Source organism: Streptomyces sp. DvalAA-43, assembly GCF_900091725.1.
In the GTDB taxonomy this organism is placed as follows: Bacteria; Actinomycetota; Actinomycetes; order Streptomycetales; family Streptomycetaceae; genus Streptomyces; species Streptomyces pulveraceus.
Genome location: NZ_FMBW01000100.1, coordinates 1 through 11,337 on the forward strand (window position 1 = coordinate 1; position 11,337 = coordinate 11,337).

Consider the following 11,337-nt stretch of genomic DNA (forward strand, 5'->3'; position numbering starts at 1 on the left):
GATCGCCCTCCCAGTGTCCGGGAACGGCGCGGTCTTCCGCTTCGACGGGAAGCTCACTGATGAGTGCCCCGTCGGTGACATGGGCCCGTGCCTTCTGCCGGTTGCGTGCCCTGGGCACCCGCAGGGCGCGTCCGGTGCGCAGACAGGTCACCAACTCACGCTTGAGCGCACCACGCCCTTCGACGTAGAGCGCCTGATGGATCGCCTCGTGGCTGATCCGCATGTCCTCATCATCGGGGAATTCGACCGGCAGGCGCTGGGCAATCTCTCCGGGCCCCACGCCGTCGCCCAGCGCCAACTATGCGTCCCGCCCTGGCGCCTGGTGAAGATCGACGTCGGCCCAGGCGCCCAGAGCGGTGCGGGGCGGCATACCGTGACGGCGATGATGCGGCCTTGGGGCAACCCTGACAGCTGAGGGCGAAAGCGCAGTGCCTACCCGCCCCGATGCCGGCTGAACGAGCTACCACTCGCGATCAGACGCTCAGACTGATAGCCGAGGACGCCGCCCTGGCCTGCCAGATGTGCCGCCCCGACACCGTAGCCAGTACTCCGCCGCACGCTGGTTTCATGTGCTCCGCACCGATGGACAACGCACGCCTGCTCCATGCACAGTCGTGCCCGTCGTCAGCGGCCGTAACCACCGACCAAAGAAGGAAGACACCATGATGCTCTTCTTGGTCCTCCTCGCCTTCGCGATCGTGCTCATCGGCGCCGCCGTCGCGGGTATGCAGTACCTGCTCGCCATCGCCGTGCTGCTCCTCATCGCCGACGTGGGGTATCTGGCCGTGTGCTCAGCACTGCGCCGCCGCCAGGCGGGCTGAGGAGACTGGCCTCAGCACACCAGATGGCGAGCGGCATCCCGATGCCCAGCGGTTCGTCGACCACACGTTCATCAACCTGACAACCAAGCCCGGCGACCTGGGTCGCGCAGCCGTGCTGAGTCCCGGCGGCGCCGAGATACCCGCGGCCGCCTTCCACGGCGGCCAACGAGCGCAGGTGGTGGTCAATGACCGTAACCGCACGCCCCACTGCGGCAGCGTCCGGGACAGGGTCTGGCACTTCAGGGATCAGTAGTGGTGCTTCTTCCTGCGCGACGACTCCGGGCGCAAGATCAGTAAGCGGTACTCCGCCGCGGACCTGCAAGCCCGTTGCTTCTGACAACCGACCCACGGCACAGACAGCTTGGCCACACTCACCGCGCCCGCTCAGGGTGGTGAGCGGGGCGTTGGAGTGCTGTCGCAGGATAGGGGGATGGGTGTCGGCCCCGTTGTCCGATGTCTCCAGAGGACCGGCCGTTCCATCCCGTGCTCGTCACCCCCGCCGTGCAAGTCGTGCTGACCACCTCCGAGCGCCGTCTGGCTTTGTCATCTTGAACTGGGCCTGGCGCGAACAGGGTGAGACCGGGGTCCTGTCGAAGGGATCACGTGGTCGGGCTATACCTCGGGCGGGGGCGCGAGCACCATCGGCCAGTCGGCATAGGTCGCGAGCAGCTCGTCCAGTGGAACGTCCGGGCCCGCGGTAAAGACGGCGGTCCCCTCGGACAGTCGTACGGACGGCTCCGGGCTGGCCGCTGTCTGCGCGCGCAGGACCACCACGGCCTCCGGGTCGACGGCCGACCGACCAGAGAAGTCGGCGGGGTCCACGCCGACCGCGCGCAACGCGGCCGGATAGACGGCGACATCGACCACCAGCCAGCCGCCGTCGCGTGCGTGCTCGGCCCAACCGTCGGTCTGCAACAGGCAGGCCCACCCGTTCACCTCGTGGCAGTAGTCGCCGAGCCGGACCACGGCACGCTCCCCGGGCGTGCCTTCGGGATCGACTACGAGGACGGCGACGGGCACGTCCGGTTCGTCAGGGTCGACGCCGCGGCGAACGTAAAGCCGGCCCACAGGGGAACCTCCAAGGGCGTGTCGGGTCGGGTGGGCATTAGTACAGCACAATGCGACCGGACCCCTCACCTGTACGAGGACACGACCGATCACCCGAGCGGGTGCGCCGGTATCCGCCGGACATGACCGACGCGGAGGAGACGGCTGCCCGGACGATCGTCAGTGGCCGGTGCTAAGTTCCGGTCCTCGTCACGACGGAGGGGATTCCCGGCGCAGCAGACATGGGCGCGGATCGAGACCGTGCTCGGGCGGATCGCCCCGAGGGTGCTGGCAGCGATGCCGCCCGGTGCCACCGAGGAGGAGATCGAGGCGGTGGAGGCCGTCGTGGGGGTGGAGCTTCCGGAGGATGTCAGGGGCTCCTACCGCTGCCACGACGGTCTGCCGGGAGTCCTGATCGGTTGGCACGCCGCGCTCTACTCGCTCGGCGAGATGGTGGACGACTGGCGCCAGCGGGCCGTTGACGCCGGAGACCCGCCTTGGGACGAGCGGGAGGAGGACGGCGTGATCCGCCGGGACATCTCCTGGTCCGCCGGGTGGATCCCCTTCATCGGGATCAGCAATGGTGACGTGATCTGCATCGATCTGGATCCGCCCACCCCGGAGCGCTGTGGCCAGGTCATCGACTGGTCGCACGAGGGCTGGCGAGCCCGGTACGAGACCGCCGGTCTGCGGGAGTTCCTGGAGGACTTCGCCACAGACCTGGAGGCCGACCGCTACCAGGTCGACGAGACGGGTGGCGCGTGGAGCGACAGCGGCCTGCCGCTGGTGATGCTGAAGGGCTGAGGACGAGGCCTGCCCAGGTAGGTACCCGGGTAACCCAGGGGGCGCGGGGGCTGAGCTATGCGGGAGGCCACGGGCCGGCGCCTTCCGGACTCGCGCAGCTCCGCGCGCCCCTGGTGTCGCTGATCGATGGCCCACTGGCGGAGCCTCATGGAAGCAGTGGTCGTACCGATCAGTTCGTCTGGCGGTCGAACGGGGGTTACCGCCTGTTCCCCCACCGTCCCCCGTAGGATCGGCTGCCCTTCCCGTGCTCGTGGCCCCTGCCGTGCCCGTCCTCCTGACCGCATCCGAGCGCCGCCGGCTGAAGAAGATGGCATATGGTCACAAGACCCCGTATCAGGCCCGGTAGCGGGCAACCATCGTGCTGCTGGCGGCTCGGGGCGTTCCAACACCCGGATAGCCGCGCAGACGCGGATGCACGTGGACACGGTGCGTACCTGGCGGGGCCGGTTCGCCGCCGGCGGCCTGCCTGCCCTCGCCGACCGCGAGCGCTCGGGCCGGCCGCCCTCGTTCACGCCGCTGCAGGTCGCCGAAGTCAAGGCACTGGCCTGCCAGTTACCCGCCGAGACCGGCACCCCGCTGTCATGCTGGTCGTGTCCGGAACTGGCCCGCGAGGTGGTCGCCAGGGCCATCGCCGCGGCCATGTCGGCCTCCACGGTGCGCCGCTGGCTCAAGGCCGACGCGATCAAGCCCTGGCAGTACCGGTCCTGGATCTTCATCCGCGACCCGGACTTCCAGGCCAAGGCCACCCGCGTGCTGGACCTGTACGCCCGTACCTTCGACGGCGAACCGCTGGGCGAGGACGAGTACGTCATCCCCAGTGACGAGAAGACCTCCATCCAGGCCCGCTGCCGCTGCCAACCCACCCTGCCCCCCGGGCCAGGCACGAGCGATGCGCGTCAACCACGAGTACCAGCGCGGCGGCGCTCTCGCCTACCTGGCCGCCTACGACGTCCACCGAGCCAAGGTCATCGGCCGCTGCGAGCCGAAGACCGGCATCATCCCCTTCATGAACCTGGTCACCCAGGTCATGACCACGGAGCCCTACGCGAGCGCCAGACGCGTCCTCTGGATCGTCGACAACGGCTCCTCCCACCGGGGGCAGAAGGCCATCGACCGCCTGACCACAGCGTTTCCGAACGCGGTCATGGTCCACACCCCCGTCCACGCCTCCTGGCCGAACCAGATCGAGATCTTCTTCTCCATCGTCCAACGCAAGGTCGTCCAACCCAACGACTTCACGGACCTGACCCGGGTCCGGGACCGGCTCCGAGCATTCGGAGACCGCTACAACGCCACAGCACAGCCGTTCCAGTGGAAGTTCACCACCACCGACCTGGACGATCTACTGGCCCGGCTCGACCGACACACAGCCGCCGACCGACAAGAAGAATCCTCCGCCGCCCTGGCAGCCTGATCAACCCCCGAGGACTTCCGGAGCCGACCACTTAGTTGGATTCGACACCCACGAGCTGTGCAGGAGGCCCCGCTCTCGTGCCCGGCCAGCCAGAAGATCACCCGACCGAGTCGACGACCTCGAACTCACGCTCACCGAGATCGATACTGCAACGGCTTCTCAAGCCACGCCGGGCCCGGCGCGGTTGCCGCCGGTGCGGTCTTCCGCCTTTCACCGGGTGTAGCCGACTTCCGGGAAGTCGAGGGAGGGACCGTCGAGCAGTCGCCCCCGGTCGCGGAGGTGGAGGTCGAAGAAGGCGCGCGGGTAGGCGCGTTGGAATGCCTGCGCCCGGTGCCGGGGAATTGTCCCGACTTCTCCTTCCAGGTCGTGCGGGGACATGCCCAGGAGAGGGGCGACCAGCGGGAGGATCAGGGCGTCGTCGCCGAACGCCTGGTGCGCGGCTCCCTGCACGGTGAGACAGAGCCGCCAGCCGCGCAGGTGCGACCAGAACGCGCGCAGGGCAGGATTGTTCTCCATGCCGCCCTTCCCCGGGGTGTCCACGACCAGGAACGGGCGGTCGAGCCCGGCGTCCGCCACGGGGCCCGCCGCGCCTCCGTCCAGGCTTGCTCCCGCCGCGATCCGCCCGTCGGCGAGCATCGTGGCAGCGGTGGTGGCTCCGCCCAAAGAGTGGCCGAGCATCCCGACGCGTCGCAGGTCGAGCGCTCCGGGCAGGCCCGTGGGCAGCGGGGTGCGGCAGACACCGGGGTGTCCGCCCGACCGGAGCACGGCGACCCGGTCGAGGACGAACCGGATATCGGCGGTGCGGACGGGGAGCGCCTTGGCGTAGTCGCTGATCCCGCCCGCCGGGTTCATTTCGACCCGGCCGCCGGGGAACTCGACCACCGCCGCGTCGTAGGTGTGGTCGACGGTGACCACCAGATAGCCGTGGCTGGCGAGGTCTTCCACGATGCCGGTGCCGAAGGAGCGTGACGCGTTCGCGCCGGGAGAATAGAGCACGACGGGCAGGGGGCCCGGCGGACCGCCGACGGGAGTGCCCTCGTGCGCATGGGTGCACCCCAGCCGCACCCGGCCGGGAGGAAGGCCGAGGAAGCTCAGGTACCGGTCGGCCGCCGCCGGCGGCATCCAGGGAACGGTGGGGTAGGGGGCCGACCCGCCGCGGGCGGGGTACCAGATGCTGATCATCAACTCGCGGCGGGGACGGGAGGGCACCCAGGGATCCGGCCGTGTGGTGTCGACCAGGTGGAACGCGACTGTGCCCAGCGGGTAGGGGCCGCTCGGGGCGGGCAGTTGGAACCGCACGGGTTCCTCCCGCTGTGGTCGCGCGACGGCCGCCGAAGCGAGCGGGCCCGGGATCGTGGCGGCGGTGACGAGCCCGGCGCACGAGGTCAGAAGTGTTCTCCGGTTCATGCACTCCACTGTTCCGGCCGATGGACCCGGCGGCTTCGTCCCCGGGCAGGAAACCGGTGTCAGCCCAGGAGGGTACGACGGGCATCAGCCGCGCGGATGACTCAGCCCCTGAGATGACGTCCTGCGGGCTGAGCGGCTCCGGATCCCGGCATGGGTAGCGTGACTGTCATGGACTATGGGGAGTCACGGCAGCTGGTGGTCGGACGTCTACGGAAGGGGCAGTGGCACGGCGTGGACACCGTCGCGGCCGTGCTTCTCGGCCTGGCGTTCGGCGCGAGCGAGACGCGGGGCGGCTGGGACGCGGCGGCCGTGGCAGCGGTCGTCTGGCTGCCGGTCGCGGTGCGGCGCCGGTGGCCCGTCCCGGTGCTGTACACGGTCCTGGCCGGAGCGGTCTGTGCCATGGCGTTCACCGGCTGGGAGGAATCATGGATCCCCATCGGGGTCGCCCTGTACACGGTGGCGGCGCAGGAACCGCAGCACCGGTCCGCGACAGCACTCGGCTGCTCCCTGGGCGCCGTCGCGGCGGCCATGATCCTGTTGCCACGACCGGTCCCGGCGTCCGAGGTCGCGTCCGGCGTCGCCTTCGCGTCGCTGCTGATGACCCTGCCGTGGCTGGTCGGCACCGCGCTGAGAGAGCAGCGGTCGCACGCGGAATTCTCCGCCCGGCAGGCCGTGGCGGACGAGCGCCTGCGGATCGCCCGGGAACTCCACGACGTGGTGGCCCACCATCTGACCGTCATCACGGTACGGGCGGAGATAGCCCGCGCGGTAACCTCCGCCAGCCCGCAGGAGGCCGAACGGACCCTCGCACTGGTCGGGGCCGCGGGGCGGACAGCGCTCACCGAGATGCGACGCATGCTCGGCGTCCTGCGAACCCCCTGGGACGGCGCCGAGTTGGGAATCTCTCCCGGTCTGGCGGACCTGGCCGCGCTCGCGGGCGACGCGGGCCCGCGAGTGGAACTGTCCGTCGACCCTGATCCGCCGCTCCCCCCGGGTGTGGAACTGACGGTCTACCGGATCGTTCAGGAAGCCCTCACCAATGTGGTCAAGCACGCGGGATCGGCGGACTGCCGGGTGACCCTGTCCCGGTCGGGCCCCGAAGCCATCGAGATCGAGATCGTCAACGACGCGCCGCCCCGGCCCCCCGGACGCCGGACCGGCGGCGGGCACGGGCTCATCGGGATGCGGGAGCGGGCGGCCATGTGCGGCGGGGTCTTCTCCGCCGGCCACCTGAGCTCGGGCGGCTTCCGGGTGCACGCGCGGCTGTCCTGCGGAGCGGAGCCAGCGCGGTGAACCGGCCGGTCCGGGTCCTTCTCGCGGATGATCAGGCGCTGTTGCGGACGGGCTTCCGGCTGCTCATCGAGAGCGCGCCGGACCTCACCGTGGCGGGCGAAGCCGTCAATGGTGACCAGGCCGTCGACCTCACGCTACGACTGCGGCCCGACGTCGTGCTGATGGACATCCGGATGCCGGGCACGGACGGCTTGGAGGCCACCCGGCGCATCTGCGCGGACCCGGACGCCGCCGGCACCCGCGTGCTGGTGCTGACCACATTCGATCTGGACGAGTACGTGTACGCGGCGCTCCGCGGCGGGGCCAGTGGATTCCTCCTGAAGGACATCCTCCCCGCCGATCTGCTGACCGCACTCCGGGTAGTCGCCTCCGGCGACGCCCTGCTCGCGCCCACGGTCACCCGCCGTCTCATCCGCGAGTTCGCCGGACTCCACGAGCCACGCCCCCGACTCGCCCAGGAATTGTCGGGTGTGACCCCAAGAGAGCGGGAAGTGCTCCGCCTGGTGGCCCGCGGCCTGCCCAACCGTGTGATCGCCGAACATCTCGGGCTGAGCATCGCAACCGTCAAGACGCATGTGAGGCGGCTGCTGGCCAAACTCCATGCCCATGACCGGGCCCAGTTGGTCGTCATCGCCTATGAAACAGGCCTCGTCTCCGCCACAAGCGTCAACCACCCGTCCACCGACTGACCCCCCCGCCACCATGGACGTATGCCGCGGACCCGGACGCAGGAATACTTCAGCGCCGCGAGCGATACTGACTTCGGCTCGTCAGGGTGAGCTTTCCCGAAGTCCCTGATGGGCTCGGTGCGATGGCTGTATCCGGTGGTGTGCGAGGTATGTGGATGGGGGCAGGCTGACCGCTAGCTTGATCTTAACCTGTGCGGCGTGGACGAGGGCTCGTTGACTTCTTCGTCCGTTGTTTCGCGGGACCTGGTTTACCGACTGTGTGCACGTCATAGCGTGCAGGGGGTTGGTTGTTCCTGCGGCCGGGTGGCCGTCCTGGGCCTGGCCGAGAGGATTTCGGTGCTCTGGCCGGGCAGGTGGCCTTCGGCCGGAGGTGCCGAAAATCGCGGCGAACTCGGGCAGGGGCGAGTCTGTCCGCGGGACTCGGCTTCTCCCATGGTCGGTGCAGGTCCGTCGCCAGTGGGCGGGCGAGCCGGAGCTGGGTGAAAACCGTGAGGATCAACCAGGTCCGGCGGTCGGAGGCTTCAGGGGCGCGGATCTTCGGGCAGGTCCAGCCCAGGGTCTGCTTGAACAGCCGGAAGGTGTGCTCGATGTCGAAGCGCCGCAGGAATGCCTGCCAGAGCGTGTCGACGTCGGTTTCCGTGGCATCGGTGCCTGACCACCACAGCCAGACCGGCTTCGGTGTTGCCCCGCTGGGCAGGTGGTCGACCTGCAAGCGGATCACGGTGCCCTCGATGACCGGCAGGGCGCCGAGCTGAGCCGTCCAGGCCGAGCGATGGGTCAGTCTTGGATGGAGCCGGTCCCAGGCCCGTGCGACGGCGGCACCGTAGAGGCGGGTCTCGGTCACCGTCTGGGCATCGGGAGTGTTCCAGGTGTCGGGGTCACCGAAGACAAACTCGCTGCCGTGGCGGGGCGGGCGGCCCCGGACACCCGGCTCGCGGCAGGGGACCGCACGCCGCAGGACTCGATCCGAGCGCATCCGGCCCAGCACCTGCACCGGCAGGTCCTTCAGAAGGAAGGCCAGCCGGGGCACGTCGTAGCCGGCATCCACCACGATCAGGATCTCCAGGTCGCCGTCCTTCCACTGCCCGGCTGTGATGAGCCGTTCGACGAGCTCGCGCATCTGCCTGGCGGTGACAGTGGCGGCGTCGTCACCCGGCGACAGCCGTAGTGCATCCAGTGGCGCGGTCCACGAACTGCGGCCCGTTTCCAGTGCACAGATCACCGAGCACGGCCAGCCGGGAACGGGAATGTGCTGGTCCTTGCCCCGGCCGTAGGTGTGGCACAGGATCCGCTGCGGCGAGGTGTGCGCGCTGGGCCGTAGCCAGCAGGTCAGGTCGGCGGCCAGGACCAGCCGGCCGTCCGACGCCCGTGGCAGCGGCACTGTCGCCAGGGCCCGTCGCAGCCGGGCCACGTCGACCCGGCCCGCAGACAGGGCGTCGTAGAGCCCGCCGTGTCCACGCCGGTGTTCGCCCACCAGTGACAGTTCCACCAGCGACCGGACCGGCCCATCGGAGCACAACACCGCGTCCGCGAGCTCGAACAGAGCATCCGCACGCCGGGTCAGACAGGAGTAGAACTCACCCCGGAAGCGTGGCAGTCCCACAAACGGATCCTGCGGGACGACATGATGCGACAGACTCATCTTCACGGCCTTCGTGCTGAGCGTCGTGTGTTCCTTGGTCGGATCACATGCTCAGCCGAAGGCCGCCTGCACGTACGGCAGTTACCAGTCCGAGTGATCAAGTGCGAGGACTCGTTCGGGCCCCGAGGTTAAAGATCAAGTTAGTTCACGGCCTGGCCGGCGGTCCAGAAGAAGTTGATCAGCGTGACCGCCGCTCCGCACAGGATCGCGGCACCGCACGAGACCAGCACCCCGGTCTTGCCACGGGACGCGAGATGAGGGTTGCTGCTGTTGGCTCCGAAACCCCGGACGATCGCCGAGACGATGAGCGCGAGCACGCTCAGGAACAGGCCGACGGTCATCACCGCGCCCACGATGTCGCGCAACCGCGCGATCCCCGGAAGCCCGCTACTGGTGGCGTCAATATCGATCACGGCTTGGTCCCTCCTGTCGGCGTGCGGACATGGCTCGTCCGACAGACAGGTGCACCGACCGAGCCCGTCCGCGACCGCAGACGGCGACCCCATCGGGACGGGGCGATGCGACGGAGGTCGGGAATGGCCGCGACGTACAATCGCAGTGAAGGCGAAGCGCCAGGCCGAGATTCCGGCACCGGCGTGAGGGAGGGGTCAGGATGTTCGGTTCGAAGAAGAAGCTCAACGATCTGATGGCGCAGCTCAGGCCCGACCTGAGTCGGGAATCGCTCGGCGTCGGGCCCGACTTCCCGGGCGTCGCCCCGAACCCGGTCCTGAGCAGTGATGCACGGAAGCGCAATGCGGAACTGCGTACAGGGGTGCTTGCGCTCGGCGTTCTCGTCGACTGGCGGGAGGTCAACGGCAATCCACGCGTGGTCCTGATGTTCGACGTGGAGACCGCCGACGGCATCTCGTTCCGCGGTATCGCAGACGAAGACCTCACGATCACCGAGCTCACCCGGCTCGCCCCAGGACAGACATTGCCCGTGCGCTACCGGCCGGCCGTCATGGACCACTACGTCGCCCTTGCCCGGGACGCGGACCCCGCCCACGTGCAGCAGCTCTCTGACGAGATCGCGAGCCGCAAGCGGACCTGACCCGAATCCATTGGCCGGATCCCTAGTACTCAAGCAGCGGTTCGTGTTCTGAGCTGGTGCTTGTCGTTGTCCTGGTATGGAGGGGATGGCTGAAGTTGATTGCTGGGCCGTTGAGTTGGAGTCGGCGTTCGCGCGGGTGGCGGGCCGGTTCGGGCGGGCGGATCTGCGGTGGCGGATGCGTGACCACGTTCGTGGCCTGCTGGGGCGGGCGACACGTAGGAACGGCTGGCAGCTCGCGGAATGGGCGGGCCACCGCACCCCGGACGGTTTCCAACGATTGTTGAACAGCAGTGTCTGGGACGCGGACGCTCTGCGTGACGACGTCCGTGACTATGTCGCTGAACGTTCGGGCCAGGCGGCGTTCTGATCATCGATGACACCGGGTTCATCAAGAAGGGCACAACCTCGGCCGGGGTTGGCTGGCAGTACACCGGCACCTCGGGAAAGATCGACAACTGCCTGATCGGGGTGTTCGCCGCCTAGGCCACCAGCTCAGCCGGGCACTGGTGGACCGGGAGCTCTACCTGCCCAAATCCTGGGTGTCCGACCGTGAACGCTGCCGGGCGGCGAAGGTCCCCGACGAGCGGGGCTTCGCGACCAAGGGCGAACCGGCCCGGGACATGGTCCGCCGCTGTCTGGCCGCCGGTCTGCCGGCTGCCTGGGTCACCGCGGACGAGGCCTACGGGCAGGACTGGAACTTCCGCCGCCTGTGAGGTTCCCCCGCAGCGCGGGAGTGGCTGACTAGCTGGTCAGAGCGGGTTGACGTGGTTTCAGGTTCACTTGTTCGGTCGCTGCCTGGTCGGCGTAGTACTTCTCCTCGAACTCGATCGGGCTGAGGTAGCCCAGCCGTTTCTGGATGCGGCGGGGGTTGTAGAAGCCGTCGATGTACTCGAAGAGCGCGAGGTTCGCTTCGGCCCTGGTGGCGAAGACGCGGCCGCGGACGCACTCGGTCTTGATGACCATCCACAGGTTCTCCGCCAGGGCATTGTCGAACGAGTCGCCGACCGAGCCCATGGACGCCTGGATACCGGCCCTGACCAGGCGTGTTGTGAGCTTCACGGACGTGTATTGACAGCCGTGGTCGGCGTGGTGAATGAGCTCACCGGGGGCGACTTCGCGGCTGGCCAGGGCATACTCCAGCGAGGTGAGGACCAGATCGGCGTCCGCGC

Annotated in this window: 14 protein-coding genes and 2 pseudogenes; 10 read left to right on the plus strand and 6 right to left on the minus strand. The window is 68.9% G+C overall.

Features of this window, described 5'->3' with window-relative positions; all coding sequences use genetic code 11:
- Nucleotides 1–291 (minus strand): annotated as a pseudogene (locus tag GA0115234_RS41090) (transposase); the annotation flags it as partial.
- Between the two features lie 371 nt (nucleotides 292–662).
- Here GA0115234_RS41090 and GA0115234_RS42740 point away from each other — a divergent pair.
- Complete coding sequence (locus GA0115234_RS42740; protein WP_161275762.1) at nucleotides 663–821, plus strand: hypothetical protein; 159 nt, start codon at nucleotides 663–665, stop codon at nucleotides 819–821.
- Between the two features lie 612 nt (nucleotides 822–1,433).
- On the opposite strand, the gene GA0115234_RS41100 is transcribed toward GA0115234_RS42740, so the two are convergent.
- Nucleotides 1,434–1,889, minus strand: a complete 456-nt coding sequence (locus GA0115234_RS41100) for a hypothetical protein (protein WP_093552054.1) — start codon at nucleotides 1,887–1,889, stop codon at nucleotides 1,434–1,436.
- A 240-nt stretch (nucleotides 1,890–2,129) separates the two neighbouring features.
- On the opposite strand from GA0115234_RS41100, the gene GA0115234_RS41105 reads away from it, so the two are divergent.
- From GA0115234_RS41105 to GA0115234_RS44080, 3 genes and pseudogenes are all read left to right on the plus strand, one after another.
- A complete protein-coding gene (locus GA0115234_RS41105; RefSeq protein WP_093552056.1) occupies nucleotides 2,130–2,672 on the plus strand; it encodes an SMI1/KNR4 family protein in 543 nt (180 codons plus the stop codon).
- A 411-nt stretch (nucleotides 2,673–3,083) separates the two neighbouring features.
- Nucleotides 3,084–3,281 (plus strand): annotated as a pseudogene (locus GA0115234_RS44075) (helix-turn-helix domain-containing protein); the annotation flags it as partial.
- A 280-nt stretch (nucleotides 3,282–3,561) separates the two neighbouring features.
- Complete coding sequence (locus GA0115234_RS44080) at nucleotides 3,562–4,086, plus strand: transposase (RefSeq protein ID WP_237542160.1); 525 nt, start codon at nucleotides 3,562–3,564, stop codon at nucleotides 4,084–4,086.
- Between the two features lie 210 nt (nucleotides 4,087–4,296).
- Here the strand turns inward: GA0115234_RS44080 and GA0115234_RS41115 are convergent, their stop codons facing one another.
- Nucleotides 4,297–5,493: an alpha/beta hydrolase family protein gene (locus tag GA0115234_RS41115; RefSeq protein ID WP_093552058.1), complete on the minus strand. Its 1,197-nt coding sequence runs from the start codon at nucleotides 5,491–5,493 to the stop codon at nucleotides 4,297–4,299.
- A 168-nt stretch (nucleotides 5,494–5,661) separates the two neighbouring features.
- Between GA0115234_RS41115 and GA0115234_RS41120 the strand changes: the two genes are divergently transcribed.
- Together GA0115234_RS41120 and GA0115234_RS41125 are read left to right on the plus strand one after the other, a co-directional pair.
- Nucleotides 5,662–6,786: a sensor histidine kinase gene (locus GA0115234_RS41120; protein ID WP_093552060.1), complete on the plus strand. Its 1,125-nt coding sequence runs from the start codon at nucleotides 5,662–5,664 to the stop codon at nucleotides 6,784–6,786.
- A complete protein-coding gene (locus GA0115234_RS41125; RefSeq protein ID WP_093552062.1) occupies nucleotides 6,783–7,475 on the plus strand; it encodes a response regulator in 693 nt (230 codons plus the stop codon). The genes GA0115234_RS41120 and GA0115234_RS41125 overlap by 4 nt, the downstream gene beginning before the upstream one ends.
- A 184-nt stretch (nucleotides 7,476–7,659) precedes the next feature.
- On the opposite strand, the gene GA0115234_RS41130 is transcribed toward GA0115234_RS41125, so the two are convergent.
- Nucleotides 7,660–9,117, minus strand: coding sequence for an NF041680 family putative transposase (locus GA0115234_RS41130; protein WP_093552068.1), 1,458 nt, complete (start codon nucleotides 9,115–9,117; stop codon nucleotides 7,660–7,662).
- 140 nt (nucleotides 9,118–9,257) lie between these two features.
- Nucleotides 9,258–9,530 (minus strand): DUF6112 family protein, encoded by a 273-nt coding sequence (locus GA0115234_RS41135; RefSeq protein ID WP_093552064.1) that lies wholly within the window; start codon nucleotides 9,528–9,530, stop codon nucleotides 9,258–9,260.
- A 200-nt stretch (nucleotides 9,531–9,730) separates the two neighbouring features.
- Between GA0115234_RS41135 and GA0115234_RS41140 the strand changes: the two genes are divergently transcribed.
- The 4 genes from GA0115234_RS41140 to GA0115234_RS44095 all read left to right on the plus strand — a co-directional run bounded on the left by GA0115234_RS41140 (nucleotide 9,731) and on the right by GA0115234_RS44095 (nucleotide 10,881).
- A complete protein-coding gene (locus GA0115234_RS41140) occupies nucleotides 9,731–10,168 on the plus strand; it encodes a hypothetical protein (protein ID WP_093552066.1) in 438 nt (145 codons plus the stop codon).
- An 85-nt stretch (nucleotides 10,169–10,253) separates the two neighbouring features.
- Nucleotides 10,254–10,535 (plus strand): transposase, encoded by a 282-nt coding sequence (locus GA0115234_RS44085; protein ID WP_256088946.1) that lies wholly within the window; start codon nucleotides 10,254–10,256, stop codon nucleotides 10,533–10,535.
- 20 nt (nucleotides 10,536–10,555) lie between these two features.
- Nucleotides 10,556–10,651, plus strand: a complete 96-nt coding sequence (locus GA0115234_RS44090; protein ID WP_256088948.1) for a hypothetical protein — start codon at nucleotides 10,556–10,558, stop codon at nucleotides 10,649–10,651.
- Between the two features lie 56 nt (nucleotides 10,652–10,707).
- Complete coding sequence (locus tag GA0115234_RS44095) at nucleotides 10,708–10,881, plus strand: transposase (protein WP_256088947.1); 174 nt, start codon at nucleotides 10,708–10,710, stop codon at nucleotides 10,879–10,881.
- A 28-nt stretch (nucleotides 10,882–10,909) separates the two neighbouring features.
- On the opposite strand, the gene GA0115234_RS41150 is transcribed toward GA0115234_RS44095, so the two are convergent.
- On the minus strand, nucleotides 10,910–11,337 hold a 428-nt coding region (locus GA0115234_RS41150), incomplete at its 5' end, for an IS3 family transposase (protein ID WP_141718555.1).

Coding starts and splice junctions, on each gene's coding strand:
- GA0115234_RS42740 (WP_161275762.1), top strand. CDS start 663: ATGATGCTCTTCTTGGTCCTCCTCGCCTTCGCGATCGTGCTCATCGGC.
- GA0115234_RS41120 (WP_093552060.1), top strand. CDS start 5,662: ATGGACTATGGGGAGTCACGGCAGCTGGTGGTCGGACGTCTACGGAAG.
- GA0115234_RS44085 (WP_256088946.1), top strand. CDS start 10,254: ATGGCTGAAGTTGATTGCTGGGCCGTTGAGTTGGAGTCGGCGTTCGCG.
- GA0115234_RS44080 (WP_237542160.1), top strand. CDS start 3,562: ATGCGCGTCAACCACGAGTACCAGCGCGGCGGCGCTCTCGCCTACCTG.
- GA0115234_RS41115 (WP_093552058.1), bottom strand. CDS start 5,493: ATGAACCGGAGAACACTTCTGACCTCGTGCGCCGGGCTCGTCACCGCC.
- GA0115234_RS41130 (WP_093552068.1), bottom strand. CDS start 9,117: ATGAGTCTGTCGCATCATGTCGTCCCGCAGGATCCGTTTGTGGGACTG.
- GA0115234_RS41140 (WP_093552066.1), top strand. CDS start 9,731: ATGTTCGGTTCGAAGAAGAAGCTCAACGATCTGATGGCGCAGCTCAGG.